We start from the raw sequence: 20,761 nt of genomic DNA, 5'->3' as shown, positions 1-20,761 counted from the left end.
ACAATCATCTTTCGTTCAGGGCTGAATTGGAATGCTTATTATACCACGCTCCAACCGGCAGGTTGAATCTCTCACTGTGCATGGTGCAGTCGTGGGGAGATGGGAAGCGCAACGCTGCACCTGCCGCTTTGCGCTACGTCATCGCTGGCAGACGCGCATATGCCATCAGATCGATGGGTTCAGCCCTTCGATCAGTTTACAGCGCCGTCTTGGCGTCGCAGCAGGCTGCCACATAACCAGACGATGCCTGGATCTGATGCGGCGTTCATCCCTGACCCCGGCGTGCTATAATGGCGCATGGGAGCGTCTCGATTTGATACAGGGATACGAGTGACGTGCGCGCCTATCTCGATATTGAAACCGCATTTGATGGCGCAATCAGTGTGATCGGCATCTACCGCTCAGATTTCGGCGCTATTCAGTTGATCGGCGGCGGTGTGCGAGATACTGCGTTGTATGATGCGCTAGAAGGCGTGAACACACTGGTCACCTTCAATGGTTCTTCCTTTGATCTGCCGGTTATCCGCAAGCGCCTCCTGGTTGATCTCAAGCGTGACTTCGATCATTGTGATCTCATGCATATCTGCCGCAGGCGTGGCTTGCGCGGCGGTCTCAAGGTGGTGGAGGAGCATCTGGGCATCCGCCGCGTCTCCCAAGGTCTCAACGGACGGGACGCCCTGTACCTGTGGGATCGCTACGAGAAGCAGGGCGATCATTCGGCGCTGCGCACTTTGCTCACCTACAACTATGAAGATGTCATTAACCTGGCGATCCTCGATGAACGTCTTGGTCTGGCGCCGCCTGGCGATCTCTGCCGGGTAGTGCGCCATATCTTTGCCTGATGCAGTATGCAAAAGAAAATCCTGAACAATCGCTACGAACTCGAGCAGAAGATTGGCGAAGGCGGCATGGCGCGCGTCTATCTCGGTCGCGATCTGCGTCTCAATCGGCGGGTGGCGATCAAGGCGTTGCACGAGCACTATGCTGCCGATGTTACATTTCTTCAGCGCTTCCATCACGAGGCGCAGGCTGCCGCTGGTCTGCGCCATCCGTGTATCGTCAATGTGTATGATGTCGGGCAGGACGGTGATATTCACTATATTGTCATGGAGTATGTTGAGGGCAGCGATCTGAAGAGTCTGATCCTGCGCAACGGTCCACTCCCGATCAATCACGCTGTTGCGATTGCCGAAGATGTCGCCGAAGGGCTGGAAGCGGCGCACCGGATAGGCATGGTCCACCGCGATGTCAAGCCGCAGAATATTCTGGTCAGCCCTGCCGGCGAAGTGAAAATCACCGATTTTGGCATTGCGAAAAGTTCGCTCTCGACGGCGCTGACCGAAACCGGTGTGACGTTTGGGACGGCGGATTACCTCTCACCAGAACAGGCGCGTGGGTTTGCCGCCACGCCACGTTCCGACATCTATGCCCTCGGTGTGACGCTGTACGAAATGCTGACCGGTCACCTGCCGTTCACGGGCGAAAATGCGGTGGCTGTAGCGATGCAACATGTCAGTGTCGATCCGCCGCCGCCGCGTATGTTCAATCCGCACATTCCGCCGCGTCTGGAAGAGTTGGTGCTTGTTGCGCTCAGCAAGAATCCCGACGAACGCCCCGCATCGGGGCGCGAGTTTGCGCAGATGCTGCACGCATATCGGATGGCAAGCCAGGACGCGACGATTGTGCGCCCGGCGCCCCGTTCGTCACAACCGCGACCGGCGCCGGGACCGATGGCAGTGGCGCCGGCCGGGAGCGTCGCCAGTCGAACGATGTTGCCGCCGCCGCGTTCACCGGTTGTCACACAGGCGCCGCCCGCGGGCGGCGGTCGTGATGTTGGCGTCTTTCTGCTGGGGATGGTGTTCATTGGTCTGATCCTGGGCGTGGTCTACCTGGCTGCCACCGGCGCATTCGATAACCTGTTCCAATTCAGCGGCGGAACTCGCCCGCCGCCGATCGTTCTCCCTGAACCGACTGCTGAGCCAACGGCAACTCCTGCGCCGGAGATGGTGATCGTGCCGAATGTCGTCGGTCTGGACGAGCGCGCAGCCATTACGGCCATTGAGGGCGCTGGTCTGCTGCCGTTCGCGGAACTCCCCCGCGCCTCCGATGTTGTCTCAGCCGGGTTGGTGTTCGATCAGTTTCCCCCAGCGACGACGGTGGTGACGGCTTCGACGGTGGTGACCTATGTGGTCAGCACCGGTCCTGAGATGATCCCGTTGCCCGAAGTTGTGACTATGCGCGGCGTCGATGCCGAGTTTCAGTTGCGCAGTCTGGGATTTCAGGTGCAAGTCGTCAGTGCGCCGGATCGCCTCAGCGCAGGGTTTGTCTTTCGCACCGAACCGGCAGCCGGGACGCCGCTGCGACGTGGTGATACGGTGACCATCTTCGTCAGCATTGGCGATAAGGTGCGCATGCCGGACGTCACCGGGCTTGCGGAGGAGGAGGCGATCCGCCGGATTGTCGCCGCCGGGCTGACCTGGTCGTACTCCGACTATCAGGGGTGCGATAAACTCGGCGATCTGTGCGACCGGTACGCTCCTGGCGTGGTCGTCAGTTCCATCCCGCGCGGCGGTGAACAGGTCGATCGTGGGTCGCCGGTCACGCTGGGGGTGCGTGCTCCGTAACGCGATTGCGATCAAATCGTCATCAAATTGCGCTGTGCGCGCATTGCACGTTGGCGCGCATGTTGGTAGACTCCTCGCAGTCACAAGAGATGAGGAGTCGTGGTATGCGTCATCATTTCCTTCCTCCGATTTTGGCGCTGGCGCTTCTCGTTGCCTGGCTATCTCCTGCGCCGGTGGACGTGCAGGCAGTCCCAGGGCGATCCGATTTTGGCGTCAATACCCATATCGCGTCGCGCTATCCGGTGCAGGCGGGTTTTGATGGAGCAGTCGATCTGGTCGCCGGAACGTCTGCTGGCTGGGTGCGCGAGGATTTCCACTGGTACTGGCTTGAACCGGAGCAGGGACGCTTCGACTGGGCGATCTACGATCGCGCGATCGCGCGCCTGGCGGGGAGCGGCGTCAATATTATCGGCGTGCTCAACACAGCGCCTGCCTGGGCAACACCGTTTCCTGACGATGCACCGGGTCGTCCGTCCTACTATGCGCCTGATCCTGCGGCATTCGCCCGTTTTGCGTCGGCGGTCGTGACGCGCTATCGCGACCGGGTGCGCTTCTGGCAGGTCTGGAATGAACCGGAGAATGTGCGCTACTGGCAGCCTCAGCCCGACCCTGCCGCCTACGCTGCGCTGCTGCGCGCTGCGTATCCTGCCATCAAGTCTGCCGATCCGAATGCCGTGGTGTTGAGCGCAGGGGTCGTTCCGACGAACATCGGGTTTATTCGTGCCATCGCCGACAATGGCGCCTGGGGTTCGTTCGATATTCTTGCCGTCCATCCCTATGTCGATCCGTTCAGCCCGGAGAATGGGCAGATCGGCGCCGGGGATGTGAGCGCCGTGAAAACGCTGGTCGATAATCTGGGGCGTAAGCCGATCTGGGCAACGGAATTCGGGTGGTCCACCGGTCCTGCCGATCGCGATCCGCGTGGAGTGGACGAGGAGACGCAGGCGAATTTTCTGGTGCGCGCATCGACGCTGTTGCGCGCCGCAGGCGTCGAGAAGGTGATCTGGTATAACTTGAAGGATACCGAACCGCGCAATCTCTATGGCTTGCTGCGCAGGGCTGGCGGTCCTGCCGATCTGAGTCAGCCGAAGCCGTCACTGGCGGCATTCCGCACGTTGAACCAGCAACTCGCGGGCGCCGCACCTGTCGGATTGATCGACCTGGGAGCGCGGCAGGTGGTGGTCGATTTCGAGCAGTTCGGGACATGGCGGCGCGGCGATCAGCCGAATGGCTCGTTCTCTGCCGACGGTTCACAACGCTACACTGGCAACATCGCCGGTCGTCTCGACTACATCTTCCCCGGCGGCGGCAACGATTTCGTCGTCTTCACGCCGCGTCCGGCAATCCCGCTCCCCGGCTCGCCTGGTCAGTTGGGTATCTGGGTCTACGGCGACGGCAGCGGGCATGCGCTCAAAGTCTGGCTGCGCGATGCTGAAGGAGAAACACTCCAATTTCGCCTCGGTTTCGTCGGCAGCGCAGGGTGGTCGTTTCTCTCCACGACGATCAACGGTCAGGTCGAGCCGTACAACCGTATCAGCGGCGGCGGCAACCTGCGCCTCGATTTTCCGGCGACGCTGGTTGCCATTGTGCTCGATGATGAACCGGACAGTCGCAGCGGGTCTGGCTCGATCTGGCTCGATGACCTGACAGCGATCAGCGGTCCCGAAGCGTATGGTGTGCGCTTTGTGCGTGGCGGCGACACGATCGATGCGCTCTGGTCGCCAGGTGGTGCATTTGTGAATCTACCGACGGCAGCACCTGTGGGTACGGTGATCGACCGCTGGGGCAATGCCTCGCAGATCGATGCTGGGAATGGGGCATTTGGCTTGAGCCTGGGTCCATCGCCAATCTTCCTGATCCATCGCGCTGTACAGGCGTTCGCACCGCAACCAGCACCCGCGCCTGCGCCGGCGCAACCGGCGCCGCAACCGTCCGCCGGACCGTGCCGCTCGTTCCCAGAGACTGGGTTCGCGGTGTGTGGTCGGCTGCTCGAATACTGGGAGCGGAATGGCGGGCTGCCGGTGTTCGGCTTTCCCATTGGTCCCGAAGAAGACATGCTAATTGAGGGGAAGACCGTGCGAGCGCAATGGTTCGAGCGCAACCGACTCGAACTGCACCCTCAGAATGCGCCTCCCTACGATGTGCTGCTGGGGCGATTGGGCGCCGAACGGTTGGAGGCAAGCGGGCGCAACTGGTTCGATTTTCCGAAAGGCGATCCGCGCGCGTCGCTCTACTTCCCACAGACCGGACAGGCGATTGCGCCGGAGTTCCGCCAGTACTGGTCGTCCCATGGGTTGAACCTGGACGGGCGACCGGGGTATACGCTCGAAGAAAGCCTGGCGCTCTTCGGGTTGCCGCTTTCGCCGCCGCTGATGGAAGTCAACCCGACCGACGGCAAGACCTACCTGACGCAACACTTTGAACGTGCGCGTTTCGAGTACCACCCGGAAAACCGTGGAACGCCGTATGTCGTGTTGCTCGGATTGCTGGGACGCGAGACGACGGGGAAGAGGTAGAGCGATGCCGGGAGCGACTGCCTGAGCAGGCTATCGCGCTGACGGAGCGCCTGCGCGCGAACTGTGATACGCATCACGCTCCGCCGTCTCTGCATGCGCGAAAGTCTCGGTGGTTGTTCGATTGGAGAAGCGTTTTGCACGCGCATGCTCCGCGATGAGCCCGGCAGGGAGACAAAAACGCCTCTCGTTGTGGCATAATACCAATTCCCTGTGAACATCCGGCATGGTCACCCCGAGCAGCACGAGGGGTCGTGCGCGACCCGCGCAGATTCCTCGCTGCGCTCGGAATGACAAGTCGCTGCGCTCGGAATGATAAGCATGCGGCATCTTCAAGCGTCATTGGTATAAGAGGTGTCTGAAGGTCGGGTCAGGCACGCAGCGGAGCGATGGCGCTTGCAACACGACCGTTGCGCCGCTTCACGCTTGAAAGGATTTCATGCCTGACATCCGCGCTTGAGAATTTCAAGACCATTGGTTGCTTCCGGCGCGATCACTGCCGTAATGCGCATATGCGCTTCCAGGGGGTGTTTGCTTTCGGTATCCATTCGCGTTCTCCGTCCGAACATCGCACCAGAATGCATCCGGGCGGAAGTCCAAGCGAGCGAACTTCGAGACCGACAAAAGGCGCGCCGGCCCGGATCGTAAATTCTACAACTACTGGCTCCCTCAACACAAGGGCGTCGCTGCTACGCCGCAAGTCGCGTTCCAAAAGCGCTTCGTAAATTGGTGGATCCTTCAGATATTCAGCGACCGCGTAAGCACAAAAACAACTGACCAGCAATGGTAACATCTGGTTGTAATTACCGGTCATCTCGACGATCAGCATTATTCCCGTCAGTGGAGCGCGAACAATAGCGGTGAAGTAAGCCGCCATCCCCACAACTGCAAACACGGCTGGAATTGGCACAATGTCGGGTAATAAGTTGTGAACAATCTGTCCCATTGCCAGACCGATTAATGCACCGAGTACAAGAGGAAAAATCCATCGGCGTTGTTGGCTGATGGTTAGATATTCTTGGATTTCTGAACGTACAGAGTTGTCGATGTTGTTGGAAGATGGAGATAGTGTGTCGTGATGGTCGCTTGTCATGTCAATCTTCATGTTCTGGAATCGTGATCAAACAGCTGACACTTCATCTGCGTCGCGCAGCCTTACCCTGAACGAAGCGAAGGGACGATAGGGCGGCGTCGGAATGCATGCGCATGTTCGGCGGTGGCGTGTGTCCTGAGAAACAACCTGTTCGGCTTCGCAGGAGGCAACCCGTCATACCGGTCTCTACTCCGCCACCCTATACAACCGTTCCACCCGTATATTCAGCGCATCTTCGGCGAGTGCGATGGTGTCGCTGAGCGCGACGCGGCGCGCGACGGCATCGGCGTGCTGCACTGCCCACTGCTCGCGGAAGCGCGCCGGGATGTCGCCGCCGAAGCGTTCGGCGATGGCGCTGCGCAGCGTGTCGAATGTCAGGTCCCACCAGCGCTCCAGGCGCACGCCCGGTGTTGCCCCTGGCGGACCAAAATCCTTCACCAGTCGCTGTGTAAACTGTCGCTCCAGCAATGCCCGTTCGCGCGCCAGCGTGACAATGCGTTGCGCCAGAGACTCCACCGTTGCCCGGTCGGCGTCGTTCGCCTCGGGTACCGGCAGTTGCCCAACCCGCTCCGGCAGGAGCCGGTAGACGTTGCCCGCCCGACACTCGATTGTGAGCGCCCGCCATGCCAGGTGGCTCATCAGGATGCCGAGCAGGAAGAACGAACCGGGCGCATGGCATGTGCCCGGTCCTGCCAGCCAGCCGGGTTCGGTCAGCGCAAAGCGTGGCGCAATGCTGGCCGCGGACCAGATGATGCGTGGTTGTGCAAAGAGCGCCGCATCGCGGATATTGAGGCTCCACCATGTCTCGTTGCTGCCGTAACGCGCAGCGGCAGGCGCAAGGCGCTGCCAGAGTGGCGGGCAGCGTTCCCATAACTGTGTGGCGTTTGCGCTGGCGCCAAACGTGGCTGCCATCCATTCCAGCGTCAGGACGATCAGATAACGTGGTGTTTCGCAATACCACGGGCGCACATCCGCGCTTCGCACCAACCGCCGCAGGTGTGGCGCCAGTGATGGATCGAAGATGACGATCCGATCGCGCGTTGCCTTATCCACGATCAGGCGCGCGGTCGGCAATGGACCAACGCCACGCTGCGGCGGACCGACTATCGTGCTCAGCGGACGACCAACCGCGCGCATGGTCGTCAGCACGTTATTGTGGTTCGTCTGGTGATCCTTCATTCGTATGTCTGGAGGAATGCGCATCGATGCCCAGACGGGCAAGCAGTTGATAAAATACGCCGTTCAGTGCATCGAGCGGATGGCGGTGCAGGTGACGTTCCAGAAAATCGTGGGTCGCGCATTCCGGTCCGGGATCGCGTCCGGTTTGCTCCAGCAGCGCCCAGCGGTGCGCAGCGATCCAGCGATAAAGATCGGCTTCGGTGCGTCCTGGAAAATAATCCAGCGCGCGATGCTGACGGATGGCGCGCACCATTGGCAGATAGACCGTGTCGTACCAGTCGGCGACCGCCTCGGCGCGCGCGATCTCACGCTGCTGTTCCAGCCCCATGAAGTAGCGATGCCCGTTGATATGCTGGATCAGGTCGAGGTATCCGCCTGGTTCACTGAATTCGATACGCTGATCGGGCCGCAGCCGATGCAATTCGGTCCATTCCAGAAAATCACTATACTCTTCCTTGAGGAGCAGATCGCGCACCGAGTCGCCTGGTTCGAGCGGCACATCAACCAGAAGTTCGGTCACATAAGCGTCAATCTCCTTCTGCCCGATCTGCCGTGCGACGGAGATGCGGTGATTGCCATCGCGCACGAAATAGACATCACCGATCCTGTACAGTTCGACCGGCGGAAGATTTGCCATCTGCCGCGCCAGGGCATGGATCTCCGCCCAACGACGCCTGAGTTTGCCGGAACGCGGCAGAAACCGGCGGTCGAAGTCCAGGTAGCGGCCCTCACTGCCGACGATCCGATCAATCAACACGGTTTGCAACCCGAGGTCGCGCTGACCACGCACCTTCAGGCGGGCGCGCACTTCATCGAGCGACAGCATCGTTCCCGACTGTCGCAACAGCGCGTCGAACACACCGGCGATGAACGCTTTCCGGCGCGCCTCGTCGAACCTGTGCAACCCCTCGTTTTGGTAGAACGAATTGATCCGGTTCATCACACAGGCGCCTTTGCCGGTTCAAGCGATAGCACACGATAGCCAGCGGTATTGATCACCAGTGTTCGGTGATAGCGCGTCTTCCACGGTTCTCGCACGCCATAGGAGCGATGCACATGACCATGGATCAGGTAGCGCGGTGCAAACAGGTCCATAAACAGCAGAAATGCGCGAAACCCGCGATGAGCGCGATCAGGTCCGTTGTGAATGCCAAGCGGCGGCGCATGGGTCAGCAGCACATCGAGGAAACGCCCGTATCGTAGACGGTTGACCATCAAGTGCGGCGCCATCCGCCAGATATGGAACAACATTTCAGTCTCGGTGTACTGTGGACCGGGTTCCCGGTTGTAGCGCACACATCCGCCCAACCCGCCGATCAGCAATCCTTCATGCATCACACCTGTCATCTCCACAGCGACGCACCCGCGCGGAGCGCTCAACTCATCGTCCTCCTCGCAGATCTCGACGGTATCGTGATTACCTGCCACGTAGTAGCATGGCACACACAGCATGGTGACAATGAATTCCAGGTAATAGTACGGCAGATCGCCACAACTCAACACACAGCGAACATCGCCAAACCGCTGCTTGACGTTCAGACTGTAGATTGCCGGAACGATCTCATCACTGACGGTCAGACACATCATGGGCGCCACGACGCATAACGATCAATAGCGCAGGATGGTTGCGATCCGCTGATGCTGTGGCAGCGCGCCATTGTTGACAAATACCACGCGACCATTGTTCTCGAGCACCACGGCGATGATCTCATCCACGGCATCCTCGACGACATCCGGAAGCGTTGGATCATCGACCGGTGTCAGCGTCATGCCGTCATCGGCCACCCGCACCGCTTGATGGTAGTCTTCTTCGACAAGGAGCACATCCACGCGACCTTCGTGTGCAAAGCGCCAGACTTCACCAAGGGTCGAGGCGTACTTTTGCGCGCTAATCGCAGCGTCCAATTCCTTCAACGCCTCGGTGCGGCGGATGGCGAGGTTCTGCTCGACCAGGGGCCACACCAGTTTGCCGAGTTCGTGGGTGGGTGTTTTGTCGTGATTACCGGTCAGCGTGGTCACAACCGCGCCGGCATGTGGCGAGACTTCACGGAAGAAGGCGAGATAGCGATCCACGCCAACCAGCGCCAGCGGCAACGGGTCATCGGTGATGAACGGCGTCAGCGCAGCGCTGACCTGGCGGAAGAACTGGCGATGGCGTTCATCGCGGTATGCCGACCGGTTGATCGCCGGGTCGTTGGGCAGACCGCGCTCGCCGCCTGGACCGGTGTGGGTCATCGGGAATCCTTCGTTGGTCATTTCCTGGAGATGCTCACGAACCCCCTCGAACAGACGCGTCGGCTGCTCACTGAGCGCCAGCACCCAATACCGCAGGGTGCGATTGAGCGCAAAGACCAGCCCGCGTGTCCAGAATGTCTCGTCAACGACCACCCGTTCCGGCAGGGTAAACGGCAGGATGAACATGCGCCCGATGTCGCGATTGACAAATAGCGCCAGTCCATCCAGCGTGTAGCGGTAATCGATATCATTGACCAGCGCATCGAGCCGGGAGAGGAGCGGTTCGACATCGCGCCGCGAGAACTCACCGAGTAGCCGGTTGGTTGCGTCGGTCACCAGATTCTTCACCCGGATCGGGTCCTGCTTGTTATCGGGTGATGTGCGATGCGTCGGCAGCGTGATCGTCACCGACGGATAGTGGCGCATCGCCTGAAGTAAACGGATGTCGTGGCGATTCATAATCCATGCTCCTCACAGAGTTCTACAACCATAGCGGAAACACCACCGGCACAGCCACGAGCGACGCGATCAACGTCAGCGCGAGCAGCGGCGTTCCGACCCGCACAAAATCGGTGAAGCGGTAATCCCCCGGTCCGAGCACCAGCGTGTTGACCGGCGAGGCAATTGGGGTGGCGAAGGCGGTCGATGCGGCTATGGCGACGATCATGAGCAGCGGGTAGGGAGAGACGCCGAGTTCTGCGGCAGCCTGCAACGCGATCGGCGCCATCAGCACGGTGGTTGCAGTGTTGGAAATGAACTGACTGAAGAGCGCCGTGAGCGTGAACAGCCCCGCCATAAGCGCTAGCGGACCCAGTGCGCCGAGCGTTGCTGTCAACCCACTCGCCATCAGTTGCAATCCGCCGGTCTTGTCGAGCGCTGTCGCCATCGGCAGCATTCCGGCAATCAGCACAACGCTTTCCCAGTTGATCGCCCGATACCCTTCTTCCATCGACACGCAGCCGGTCAGCACCATAGCGACGGCGGCAAGCAGCACGGCGGTCACCATGGGCAGTATATCGAGCGAAATGAGAATCAGCATGCCCAGCATGATTGCCAGCGCAACGGGGGCGCGTCGGGTTAGAGCGCGTTTTGTCGGTGGACGATGCACCTCGCCGACAACCACAAAATCGTTGCGTTCATCGAGTAGCGAGGTGATCCGTTCCCATGTTCCCTGAACCAGCAACGTGTCGCCAAATCGCAGTTCCACCTGTGATGTTGGGGCATCGAGCGGCGCGCCCAATCGCAGAATTGCCAGCGCCAGCACCCGATAGGTGTCCTGGAAGCGCGTCTCGCGCAGCGACTTCCCGATCAAGCGTGAGCGTGGCGTCAGCACCAGTTCCACAATGCCGGTTTCCTCGGTGATCAGATCGTCAGGGCTGACGCCGGTCGCCAGCACGCGCATTTGCTGTTCCCTTGCCAGCCGCGCAATATCCTCCGCCGAGCCTTTGACCAGCAGCACATCCCTCGGTTGCAGCGTTACACCCGAATCGGCGATGTGTGGCGCGGCAGTTGCCCCCTGGCGAACACGTGGCTCAACGTCCACGACATTGATGCGGTAGCGGGTGCGTAAACTCGCCTGTGCCAGCGTTTGACCAACCAGCGGCGACGAAGGCTCGATCTGCACGCGCGCCAGTTTGCCGGGGAGGTCGTACAATGCCAGCAATGTCGCCGGATCGACCATTGGTTTGCCGTTTCCTGACGCAGCCGCAAGGTGCGCGCGCACGGGCAACATGTGTCGCCCGACGGTAATCATGTACCCAATGCCGATCGCCAGCATCACGAGTCCAATCGGCGTAAAGGAAAAGAACCCGAACGGCGCGCGTCCGGCTGCCTGCAATTGATTGCTGACGACGATATTGGGTGGCGTTCCAATAAGGGTCAGCAGGCCCCCGATCAGCGAACCATAGGCGAGCGGCAGCAGCAGTTTCGCCGGGCTGACGCCGGCGCGTCGCGCCAGACTCACCGCCACCGGCAGAAAAACAGCGACGGTTCCGGTTGAACTGAGAAATGCCGAAAGCAACGCAACAATGAGCATCAGTGAGGCGATCAGGCGCGCTTCACCGGCGCCGGCGAAGCGCATCAGTTGCTGCCCCAACGCATCGGCGACGCCGGTTTGAAACAATCCGGCGCCGACGATAAACAACCCGGCGATGATCAGCACAATCGGGTCGGAAAATCCGGCGAGCGCCTCGGCTGGCGTGAGGATTCCCGTCAACAGCAGGGCCAGCAACGCCAGCAGCGCAACCACATCGAGGCGGAGCCGATCACTGGCGAACAGGATTATGGTCAGCGCCAGCACTCCAAAGACAATCAGCATCATTCCATGGACCGATTCAGCATTCCGTAACCCGCAGCTTCAGCTTCTGAATCGGGGGGGAGCAGTTCAGCGTCGTTCACTTCTGGTTGAGAGTCCAGGGGTAGTAACATGGTAAACACACTCCCTTTGCCCGGTTCGCTGGAAACCAATACTTTTCCGCCATGCGCCTCGACCACCGAGCGAACAATGGACAACCCCAAACCTGCGCCGCCGCCGTTGTGGCAACGCGACTGATCCGCCCGATAGAAGCGCTCAAAGATGTGCGGCAAATCCTGTGGCGCGATGCCATATCCCGTGTCGGCGACGCTGAGCGCGGCATGCCCATCGCGGATGGTGAGGCTCAACGTCACCACGCCGCCGGGAGGCGTGTGCTGAATGGCGTTAATGCCAAGATTCAGGAGCGCCTGCTTGATACGGTCGCGGTCGCCGATGACCACCGCCTGATCCTCTTCGCCAATGCGCAACTGCACCTGTCCTGCCAGCGGTCGGAGTTCGCGGTGGGTTTCAAGCAAGAGTGTATCAAGTTCCACCGGATCGCGCCGGATCTGAATACCGGCGTCGCTGCGCGCCAACAGGAGCAGGTCGTTGACCATGCGGATCAGGCGGGCAACTTCGCGTCGCATATCATCGAGCGACTCGTTCAGCAACTGCGGATCGCGCGCTGCGCCACGCGCCAGCACTTCGAGGTTGCCCTGCATCGCCGTCAGCGGTGTGCGCAGTTCGTGCGACACATCGGCAATAAAACGGCGCTGATGGTTGAACAGTTCTTCCAACCGCGCCAGCAGATCGTTGACCGTAATTGTCAGGCGCTGCAATTCATCGGCGGCGGGGGGAACGGGGATGCGGCGACTCAGGTCCTCGGCGCGCACGATACTCTGCGCTGTCTGCGCAATTTCATCAATTGGCCGAAATGCGGCGCGCGTCAGCCACGCGCCGCCGCGCGCCGCCGCCAGCAGCACCACCACGCCGCCAACCGTCAGCGCATAAAAGAGAAGGCGCAGCGCGTACTGAATTTCCGCCATCGACCGTGCAACCTGCAACACGCCGACGGTCTCCTCGCGGCGGGTGACCGGGTTGAAAAAGCGGAGTGGCGCCATCAACTCGCGTATCTGCACATTGCCGTATGCGACGGTCGTAATCTGCTCCGCTCCGTCGAGCGCCCTGGCGAACCGTTGTTCGTCGAGCGTCAGTGCCGCCGCCAGGTCTCCTTCGCCGATGTTCGGTGAACGACCAACGAGATCGCCGTCGGCGTCGAAAAACTGAACGTACAGACTGGTCGCCTCAAAGTCGCGCACCGGCGGCTGGCGCAACAAAATGGCGCGCAGTTGATCGTCGCGGAAGTAACCGTAGGGTGTCTGGTTGCTCTCGGCAAATCCGCGGCGCAGTACCTCGACCCCCAGACGCAGTTCGTTATCGACGCTGTTCAACAACACGCCGCGCACGATGAGGTACAATCCGGTGTGCAGCGTCAGCAGCGCAATCGCAAAAAAACTGACGTATGAAAGTGTCAGGCGTGTGCGTATTGACATACGTTTGATTATAGCATCCTTCGTGCGCCTTCGTGTTCTTCGTGGACGACAATGGCAGGCAGAGGAGGGGGAAAGGTTTGAGGGTTATCGTTGCACGTTGAATGTGAAATGGGAGATGATCCCCTTCTCTGTGCCCTCCGTGGTTTCAATAAGATTGCAGGTGCGAAGGGAGAGGTACAATCCGGTGTACAGCGTCAGCAGCGCAATCGCAAAAAAACTGACGTATGAAAGTGTCAGGCGTGTGCGTATTGACATGCGTTTGATTATAGCATCCTTCGTGCGCCTTCGTGTTCTTCGTGGACGACAACGGCAGGCAGAGGAGGGGGAAAGGTTTGAGGGTTATCGTTGCACGTTGAATGTGAAATGGGAGATGATCCCCTTCTCTGTGCCCTCCGTGGTTTCAATAAGATTGCAGGTGCGAAGGGAGAGGTACAATCCGGTGTACAGCGTCAGCAGCGCAATCGCAAAAAAACTGACGTATGAAAGTGTCAGGCGTGTGCGTATTGACATACGTTTGATTATAGCATCCTTCGTGCGCCTTCGTGTTCTTCGTGGACGACAACGGCAGGCAGAGGAGGGGGAAAGGTTGGAAAATGGACGTTGACGTTGCTGCAATCATACACAAAGGCATGGCATCGCTCGATGCCGATGGAAAGCGGGTGCTGTTGATTGTGCCGGATGGCACGCGCACCGTTCCGTTGCCGCTGCTGTTTCGCCACATCCACGCAGCACTCGCGTCGCGCGTCGCTGCGCTCGATGTGCTGATCGCTCTCGGCACCCACCAACCGATGACCACAGCGCAGATTGACCGTCACCTCGGTGTGGTTCCCAAAGAGTGGGAGACGACATTTCGCGGCGTGCGCGTGTTCAATCATCGCTGGGACGACCCGGATACCTTCGTATCGGTCGGCGTTATTCCCGCATCCGAGATCGAAACATTGAGCAATGGGATGCTGGCTGTGCCTGTCGATGTGCAGATCAACCGCATGGCGCTGGAGTACGACTGTCTGCTGATCTGCGGACCGGTCTTTCCCCACGAAGTCGTCGGATTCTCTGGAGGCAACAAATATCTGTTTCCCGGCATCAGCGGACGCGAGGTGATTGACGTTTCTCACTGGCTCGGCGCACTGATCACCAGTTACGCCATTATCGGCGTGCCGGGCGTCACACCGGTGCGCCGCCTGATCGACCGCGCGGCTGCGCTCGTGCCAACGCCAAAGCATTGTATAGCAGTGGTTGTTTCACCGGAAAACGGGCAGATCGGCGGTATCTTCACCGGCTCGCCGGAAGAAGCATGGCAGGCAGCCGCGCGCCTTTCGGCGCAGATGCATATTCGTTACGTTGATCGTCCCTTCCAGCAGGTCATGTCGGTCGTGCCGCCAATGTACCGGGATATGTGGACCGCCGCCAAGGGTATGTACAAAGTCGAACCGGTAGTGGCGGATGGCGGCGAGGTGATCATCTACGCGCCGCACATCACCGAATTCAGTGTCACCCATGGCGCAACCCTGGCTGCCATCGGCTACCATGTGCGCGATTATTTCGTCCGGCAATGGGATCGCTTTCAACACTATCCGTGGGGTGTTCTGGCGCATAGCACGCATCTGTCCGGCGTCGGTGAGTACGACCCGCTCCACGGCGAACGACCGCGCATCCGGGTGACGCTGGCGACCGGCATTTCAGCGGAACGCTGCGTGGCGCACAATGTTGGCTATCGCGACCCGGCGACGATTGATCCCGCCGCCTGGTCCGGGCGCGAGGCGGAGGGTGTGCTCCTCGTCCCGAAAGCCGGAGAGATGCTCTATCGGCTGCGTCACGCCGGTGTGCAGGAATAAAATACCCTCACGTAAACAAAGGAGAACGACAATGACCCACCCGCAGATCGCGCCATACGGCTCGTGGCGCTCACCGATAACTGCTGCCCTGGTCGCAACATCGGGTGTTTCTCTTAGCACGATTGCGCTCGATGGCGACAACATCTACTGGCTCGAAGGGCGTCCCGCCGAGGGTGGGCGCGTGGTGGTGGTGCGACGCACCGCCGATGGCGCCATTGCCGATGTGACGCCGCAGGGTTTCAATGTGCGCACCCGCGTTCACGAATATGGAGGAGCGCCGTACACGGTTGACCAGGGTATGGTCTATTTCAGCAACTTTGCCGATCAGCGCCTCTACTGCCAGCGCCCCGGTGCAGCGCCGGAACCGATCACACCCGAAACGCCATGGCGCTATGCCGACTTCGAGGTTGATCGTCGGCGCAACCGGCTGATCGGCGTGCGTGAGGACCACTCTGGCAGCGGTGAAGCAGTCAATACGATTGTCGCCATCTCGCTCGATGGCGCTGCCGAACAGCGCGTGCTGATCAGCGGCGCAGATTTTTATGCGAATCCGCGGCTTAGTCCAGACGGCCAATGGCTGGCATGGCTTTCCTGGAACCATCCGAACATGCCATGGGACGCCGCTGAGCTGTGGGTCGCGCCGGTGCGCGAAGATGGGATGCCGGGTGCTGCCGAACGGATCGCCGGCGGTCCTGACGATGCGGCGTTTCAACCAGCGTGGGGACCGGACGGCGCGCTCTTCTTTGTCGCCGAGCGCACCGGTTGGTGGAACCTTTACCGCTGGCACAATGGTGTTGTCCACGCGCTCTGTCCGATGGAAGCCGAATTCGGTCTGCCACTCTGGGTCTTCGGCGCACGCACCTATGCTGTCGAGTCGGAGGATCGCCTGGTCTGCACGTATATCGAGCGCGGCGAGCACAAAATGGCACTGCTTGATGTCCGAAGTGGGAACCTGACGCCGCTCGAACTGCCGTTCAGCGATTTCGGGTTCACCGGTCCGCGCGCCACTGGCGGCAGAGTCGTCTTCGTTGGCGCCTCACCAGCCGCGCCTGCTGCCCTGGTCATGCTCGACCTGGCGAGTGGTGCGCTGACAACCGTTCGCCGCTCGATGGAGATGCAGATCGACCCTGGCTTTATCTCGACGCCGCAGGTGATCGAATTTCCCACCGAAGGCGGCGTGACTGCGTTCGGCTTCTATTACCCGCCGCGCAACCGTGATTTTCTGGCGCCGGAAGGCGAAAAGCCGCCGTTGCTCGTCCTGAGCCATGGAGGACCGACCGGCGCAACCTCGGCGTCATTTGATCCCGGCATTCAGTTCTGGACGAGCCGCGGCATTGCAGTGATGGATGTCAACTACGGCGGCAGCACCGGATTCGGGCGCGCCTACCGCCAGCGCCTCGACGGTCGGTGGGGCATTGTGGACGTCGACGACTGCTGCAATGCGGCGATGTACCTGGCAGCGCAGGGGCTGGCAGACCCGGAACGTCTGATCATCGCCGGCGGCAGTGCCGGCGGGTACACCACGCTGGCGGCGCTCACCTTCCGCCACGTGTTCAAAGTCGGCGCCAGTTTCTACGGCGTCAGCGACCTGGAGGCGCTGGCGCGCGACACCCATAAGTTCGAGTCGCGCTACCTCGACCGGTTGGTAGGACCATACCCGGAGCGCGTCGATATCTACCACGCGCGCTCGCCGATCTATCATATCGAGCGGCTCAACTGCCCGGTGATCTTCCTGCAAGGGCTGGAAGACAAAGTCGTACCGCCGGATCAATCCGAGCGGATGGCGGCGGCGCTGCGCGCGAAGGGCATTCCGGTCGCGTATCTGGCGTTCGAGGGCGAGCAACACGGTTTTCGTAAAGCAGAGACCATCATTCGTGCGCTGGAAGCCGAGTTATACTTCTACGCGCGTATCCTGGGGTTTGAACTCGCCGATCCGGTCGCGCCGATTGTAATCGACAATCTGTGATATTATGAATGCCACATACAAGCCCACAACCGGGTTGGATGGTTATCGAATGGTTACGACGACCGGTAACAATACATGCGCAGGCCTGCACGCGCTCCCCCGACCGTGGCGCGGCTACGCCCCCGGAGCCATCTGGGGGCGTGGTTGTTTCAGGTATCCGGTATGAAGGAAACGTTTCGTCCCCGTCTTCAATCACACTGGCGGCGCACTCAGACCGGCGGCGGTCGTCTGATCGTTATGCCGGAGGGTCTACGTGTGCTTGTGGCAGGCGCGACGAACCGGCGCTACGCCAATGCGCAGATCGATGACTACACCGGTCTGCCGCGCGACCGTTTTCCCTGGCGCGCGCCGCTGCGCATGACCGTTGTGGCGCGAGTGGGGACGCCAATTCTGGGAACGGCAGGCTTTGGCTTCTGGAACGCTCCTATTTCGCCAATCGGCAGGGTATTGCCGGTGCTGCCCGCCGCGATCTGGTTCTTCTACGCTTCACCGCCTGCCGATATGCCGCTCGCGCGCGGCGTCCCCGGCTCTGGTTGGAAAGTCGCCACGATCGATGCCACCACCCGTCGCGCGCTGGTATGGGCGCCAACGGCGCCGTTCGTGCTGCTGGCAAACCGCCTGCCCGCTGTGTACGACCGTCTCTGGCAGCGCGTCCAGCGCGCGCTGGCAATCAGCGAGGCGCTCATTCCGCCGCCGGACGACACGTTCCGCGCCTATACCCTCGAATGGTTGACCGGTGGTGCGCGTTTTTTGATCGACGGTCAGGTTGTGCACGAAACCGACTGCGCGCCCCGTGGACCGCTCGGCTTCGTCGCCTGGGTCGATAACCAGTGGTTAATCGCCACACCGCGCGGCAGATTCGGTTGGGGGCTGCATGCCGTGCCGGGGGCGCAGTGGATGGAGATTGCGCAGGTGCAGATTGAGGGGTGAGAACTGAGCACTGAGACCGGCAGGACGGCGATTCTGATCTGCAGTGATTTGTTCGACGAGAATGCCCGGATGAATCTGAATAAGCGCGCTGATCTTGTGATAGTCCCGCTGGCGCGCAGTTTCGACGGCGCTTCTCCCGATCTGAAGCGCTGGCTGCGCGAGGAGCGCCAGGCACACACCGATGCCGCCTACACCCGGAGAGTGACGGCGCTGATCGTCAATGCATGCGAAGACTCCGCGCAACCTGCGGCGCCATTCGGCGGTGCAATGGTCGTCGGCCCGCGCGGCGACATCCTGTCCGAGTCGCCGCACGGTACAGACGAAGCGCTCATTTCCGACATTTAGTTATTCGCCTGACGCTCATGCTCTGCTATCTCTGCCGCCTGCCGTTCCAGCCAGGCGCGGATCTTTTCCTCCGCCTGCGGATCCCACTGACCGGTGCGGATCAGCCAGTCGATGATCGCGCCTTCGACATAGCGCTGCCGGTCATCGATCAGGTGCGCGGCGCGCTCTTCAGCGTGCTGCCAGTCACGGATTGGCATAGTCAACCTCCTTCTACGTTGTGCATTGTCAGACGCTGGCTGGCAGTTCTGCTACCAATGACCTGTGACCATCCGGCATGGTCACCCCGCGCAGCGCGAGGGGTCGTGCGCGCCCCGCTCAGATTCCGCGCTGCGTTTACCCTGAACGAAGCGAAGGGCTCGAAATGACACGCATGCGGCATCTTCAATCGTCATTGGTATGCCACCTGCTCCGGGCTGACCGCGTGACCATTCACCGGCTGCCAGCGATCTGCCAGTTTCTTCATCACCTCTGGAAGCGTGGTATATTCCATCTCCTCCATCGGCAGGCGGTGCGGCTCGAAGGGACCATGACGGCGCAGATGGTCGGCGATGACATTGCACAGACGACGCGCCTCATCGAAACTGGGATCATCGAACATATCACGCGGTCCAATCAGCCGCCCCTCAGCGATCTGGAACCCCAGCGCAATCACCCGCGGTGGTCCGTCGAAGCGCCCCGGATGGGCATCACCGATGCGGCAGGGCATCAGCGGACCGTAGTGCGATCCACGCATCCATCCTTCGACAATGTGCGGCATCGTGAATGGCTCCAGCACCTCGCCGACCGCCGGGAACTCACCCTGCGCCCGCACAATACAGACCGGGTCGTCCTTCCCGACGTAGCGCCCGGCAATCAGCGCCAGCCGTTGTGTAGACGACACCGCACCGATGACGCCGGTGCTCTTTGCCGTTATGCTTTCTACCACGTAGCGCCCTGGTGCACCAATGAAGACGAGGAGATCGTACATCTCCTCCGGTGTGCTCAGGGTGATCGTCTCGCCCTTGCGCACATCGAGCACACGGAAGCGAAACCCTTCGTGCATCGCCGGTGAAATCACCAGCCCTGCGGTGTTGAACGGATCGGCAAACATACGGAAGAGCGGCAGGTTCCAGGCGCCGGCGCTGGTTTTATCGGCAAAGAACACAATGATCGGCTCTGATAGACGCTCGACGATGGTCATCTCGGCGATGCCCGGACCCATGCCGCGCACATTGCCGGAAAACGCATCCTTCAACAGGTCCTGTCCGGCGCCGTACAGTTTCAGTTCCTTCGCCACGCGGGTGCAGATATCGAACACATCCCAGGCGAGACGGTGAATATCGTGGTTATCGACACCCAGGCGGTGGGTCATGAGCAACCCCAGGTCATCCCCGCACGCAGTGACGTGAAAATCGATCAAGAGACCGTGACGGCGCGCGATTTCCAGTTGACGTCCTGCCTCGTCCTTCAACGCCGGATGGATTGCCGAGTGCCCGACGAATCCGCCCACATCAGCCTTGATGCAGCTGATCGTCAATTCCGCTGCCATAGCGGCGCCTCCTTCCTGTGCGGGCAATCGGCGCGTTGATCAGGGAACGTCTGAGGGGATGAAGGAAAAGAACCACGCGCTGCCATGCCCGCTGCCACGAACGACACAGGAGTCAGCGCGTGTCGAGTAAAAACGTGCGCGACCCCATCGTCGCCAGCACTCACAGCGAACGACAAACCGTTCATTCCATAGCCTATCTGATTTGACGAATGTGCAACGTGATGGTTGCACAACAGGGGGTGGCGGTTGCGTAACCTCAAGACGAGAGGGGAGAGGGGAGAGGCGAGAGGGGAGAGGCGAGAGGCGAGAGGGGAGAGGGGAGAGGCGAGAGGCGAGAGGCGAGAGGGGAGAGGGGAGAGGCGAGAGGCGAGAGGCGAGAGGGGAGAGGGGAGAGGCGAGAGGCGAGAGGCGAGAGGGGTGCAGGTCACACGGGTAGCGGTGGTGCATCGCACTGCCGTCTGCCGCGTTCCCTGCCGCCTGCCGTCCATCCCCCCGTGGTCATTCGTAGGGGCGCGGCGCTGACGCGACTGCGGTGATCGCCCACCCGTGCATCGCCCGGTGGGGGGGCGCCCAGATGACCGTCACCCGGACGAAGCCGTCCGCCCATCGGAGTCCCCGCTGCCGCCCAGGGGCGTCGGTCTGCTGGTGGGTCGCCCCGGCTGGGGTG

General features: G+C 60.9%; 17 protein-coding genes. 8 read left to right on the top strand and 9 right to left on the bottom strand.

Features of this window, described 5'->3' with window-relative positions; all coding sequences use genetic code 11:
* Positions 1-31: 31 nt before the first annotated feature.
* From RCAS_RS25285 to RCAS_RS15670, 4 genes are all read left to right on the top strand, one after another.
* Entirely contained in the window at positions 32-334 is a 303-nt protein-coding gene (locus tag RCAS_RS25285) for a hypothetical protein (protein WP_157042670.1), read from the top strand.
* A gap of 1 nt (position 335) precedes the next feature.
* The gene (locus tag RCAS_RS15680) at positions 336-842 is read left to right on the top strand and encodes a ribonuclease H-like domain-containing protein (protein WP_012121519.1); all 507 of its coding nucleotides are present in this window, start codon (positions 336-338) and stop codon (positions 840-842) included.
* A 6-nt stretch (positions 843-848) separates the two neighbouring features.
* Entirely contained in the window at positions 849-2,624 is a 1,776-nt protein-coding gene (gene pknB, locus RCAS_RS15675; protein WP_012121518.1) for a Stk1 family PASTA domain-containing Ser/Thr kinase, read from the top strand.
* A gap of 104 nt (positions 2,625-2,728) precedes the next feature.
* The gene (locus RCAS_RS15670) at positions 2,729-5,140 is read left to right on the top strand and encodes a beta-galactosidase (protein WP_012121517.1); all 2,412 of its coding nucleotides are present in this window, start codon (positions 2,729-2,731) and stop codon (positions 5,138-5,140) included.
* A 490-nt stretch (positions 5,141-5,630) separates the two neighbouring features.
* Here RCAS_RS15670 and RCAS_RS24100 read toward each other — a convergent pair whose 3' ends face one another.
* From RCAS_RS24100 to RCAS_RS15640, 7 genes are all read right to left on the bottom strand, one after another.
* The gene (locus tag RCAS_RS24100; RefSeq protein ID WP_083760324.1) at positions 5,631-6,242 is read right to left on the bottom strand and encodes a chloride channel protein; all 612 of its coding nucleotides are present in this window, start codon (positions 6,240-6,242) and stop codon (positions 5,631-5,633) included.
* A gap of 174 nt (positions 6,243-6,416) precedes the next feature.
* Positions 6,417-7,409: a hypothetical protein gene (locus RCAS_RS15665; RefSeq protein WP_012121516.1), complete on the bottom strand. Its 993-nt coding sequence runs from the start codon at positions 7,407-7,409 to the stop codon at positions 6,417-6,419.
* Entirely contained in the window at positions 7,381-8,349 is a 969-nt protein-coding gene (locus RCAS_RS15660) for a hypothetical protein (RefSeq protein WP_012121515.1), read from the bottom strand. The genes RCAS_RS15665 and RCAS_RS15660 overlap by 29 nt, the downstream gene beginning before the upstream one ends.
* Positions 8,349-8,996, bottom strand: coding sequence for a metallophosphoesterase (locus tag RCAS_RS15655; RefSeq protein WP_012121514.1), 648 nt, complete (start codon positions 8,994-8,996; stop codon positions 8,349-8,351). Before RCAS_RS15655 ends, RCAS_RS15660 begins: the two co-directional genes overlap by 1 nt.
* Positions 8,997-9,017: 21 nt before the next feature.
* Positions 9,018-10,103, bottom strand: coding sequence for an AOC03_06830 family ribosome hibernation factor (locus RCAS_RS15650; RefSeq protein WP_012121513.1), 1,086 nt, complete (start codon positions 10,101-10,103; stop codon positions 9,018-9,020).
* A gap of 22 nt (positions 10,104-10,125) precedes the next feature.
* Entirely contained in the window at positions 10,126-11,964 is a 1,839-nt protein-coding gene (locus RCAS_RS15645; RefSeq protein ID WP_012121512.1) for an SLC13 family permease, read from the bottom strand.
* A complete protein-coding gene (locus tag RCAS_RS15640; RefSeq protein ID WP_012121511.1) occupies positions 11,961-13,490 on the bottom strand; it encodes a sensor histidine kinase in 1,530 nt (509 codons plus the stop codon). Before RCAS_RS15640 ends, RCAS_RS15645 begins: the two co-directional genes overlap by 4 nt.
* 593 nt (positions 13,491-14,083) lie before the next feature.
* On the opposite strand from RCAS_RS15640, the gene RCAS_RS15635 reads away from it, so the two are divergent.
* The 4 genes from RCAS_RS15635 to RCAS_RS15620 all read left to right on the top strand — a co-directional run bounded on the left by RCAS_RS15635 (position 14,084) and on the right by RCAS_RS15620 (position 18,566).
* Positions 14,084-15,325 (top strand): lactate racemase domain-containing protein, encoded by a 1,242-nt coding sequence (locus tag RCAS_RS15635; RefSeq protein ID WP_012121510.1) that lies wholly within the window; start codon positions 14,084-14,086, stop codon positions 15,323-15,325.
* Between the two features lie 31 nt (positions 15,326-15,356).
* Complete coding sequence (locus tag RCAS_RS15630) at positions 15,357-17,291, top strand: S9 family peptidase (protein WP_012121509.1); 1,935 nt, start codon at positions 15,357-15,359, stop codon at positions 17,289-17,291.
* Positions 17,292-17,453: 162 nt separating this feature from the next.
* The gene (locus RCAS_RS15625) at positions 17,454-18,221 is read left to right on the top strand and encodes a LamG domain-containing protein (protein WP_012121508.1); all 768 of its coding nucleotides are present in this window, start codon (positions 17,454-17,456) and stop codon (positions 18,219-18,221) included.
* Positions 18,222-18,224: 3 nt separating this feature from the next.
* On the top strand, positions 18,225-18,566 hold the full coding sequence (locus RCAS_RS15620) for a nitrilase-related carbon-nitrogen hydrolase (RefSeq protein WP_157042669.1): 342 nt from the start codon (positions 18,225-18,227) through the stop codon (positions 18,564-18,566).
* On the opposite strand, the gene RCAS_RS15615 is transcribed toward RCAS_RS15620, so the two are convergent.
* Both RCAS_RS15615 and fbp read right to left on the bottom strand, forming a co-directional pair.
* Positions 18,563-18,763 carry a hypothetical protein gene (locus tag RCAS_RS15615; RefSeq protein ID WP_012121506.1) on the bottom strand — a complete coding sequence of 67 codons (201 nt, stop codon included), beginning with the start codon at positions 18,761-18,763 and terminating at the stop codon, positions 18,563-18,565. The genes RCAS_RS15620 and RCAS_RS15615 overlap by 4 nt on opposite strands.
* A gap of 191 nt (positions 18,764-18,954) precedes the next feature.
* Positions 18,955-20,094, bottom strand: a complete 1,140-nt coding sequence (fbp, locus tag RCAS_RS15610; RefSeq protein ID WP_012121505.1) for a fructose-1,6-bisphosphate aldolase/phosphatase — start codon at positions 20,092-20,094, stop codon at positions 18,955-18,957.
* Positions 20,095-20,761 lie beyond the last annotated feature (667 nt).

Source organism: Roseiflexus castenholzii DSM 13941, assembly GCF_000017805.1.
Taxonomy (GTDB): domain Bacteria; phylum Chloroflexota; class Chloroflexia; order Chloroflexales; family Roseiflexaceae; genus Roseiflexus; species Roseiflexus castenholzii.
Note: the sequence above shows the minus strand (reverse complement) of the source record. Positions and strands in the feature narration are given on the sequence as shown.

Coding starts and splice junctions, on each gene's coding strand:
- RCAS_RS25285 (WP_157042670.1), top strand. CDS start 32: ATGCTTATTATACCACGCTCCAACCGGCAGGTTGAATCTCTCACTGTG.
- pknB (WP_012121518.1), top strand. CDS start 849: ATGCAAAAGAAAATCCTGAACAATCGCTACGAACTCGAGCAGAAGATT.
- RCAS_RS15670 (WP_012121517.1), top strand. CDS start 2,729: ATGCGTCATCATTTCCTTCCTCCGATTTTGGCGCTGGCGCTTCTCGTT.
- RCAS_RS24100 (WP_083760324.1), bottom strand. CDS start 6,242: ATGAAGATTGACATGACAAGCGACCATCACGACACACTATCTCCATCT.
- RCAS_RS15665 (WP_012121516.1), bottom strand. CDS start 7,409: ATGAAGGATCACCAGACGAACCACAATAACGTGCTGACGACCATGCGC.
- RCAS_RS15660 (WP_012121515.1), bottom strand. CDS start 8,349: ATGAACCGGATCAATTCGTTCTACCAAAACGAGGGGTTGCACAGGTTC.
- RCAS_RS15655 (WP_012121514.1), bottom strand. CDS start 8,996: ATGATGTGTCTGACCGTCAGTGATGAGATCGTTCCGGCAATCTACAGT.
- RCAS_RS15650 (WP_012121513.1), bottom strand. CDS start 10,103: ATGAATCGCCACGACATCCGTTTACTTCAGGCGATGCGCCACTATCCG.
- RCAS_RS15645 (WP_012121512.1), bottom strand. CDS start 11,964: ATGATGCTGATTGTCTTTGGAGTGCTGGCGCTGACCATAATCCTGTTC.
- RCAS_RS15640 (WP_012121511.1), bottom strand. CDS start 13,490: ATGTCAATACGCACACGCCTGACACTTTCATACGTCAGTTTTTTTGCG.
- RCAS_RS15635 (WP_012121510.1), top strand. CDS start 14,084: ATGGACGTTGACGTTGCTGCAATCATACACAAAGGCATGGCATCGCTC.
- RCAS_RS15630 (WP_012121509.1), top strand. CDS start 15,357: ATGACCCACCCGCAGATCGCGCCATACGGCTCGTGGCGCTCACCGATA.
- RCAS_RS15625 (WP_012121508.1), top strand. CDS start 17,454: ATGAAGGAAACGTTTCGTCCCCGTCTTCAATCACACTGGCGGCGCACT.
- RCAS_RS15615 (WP_012121506.1), bottom strand. CDS start 18,763: ATGCCAATCCGTGACTGGCAGCACGCTGAAGAGCGCGCCGCGCACCTG.
- fbp (WP_012121505.1), bottom strand. CDS start 20,094: ATGGCAGCGGAATTGACGATCAGCTGCATCAAGGCTGATGTGGGCGGA.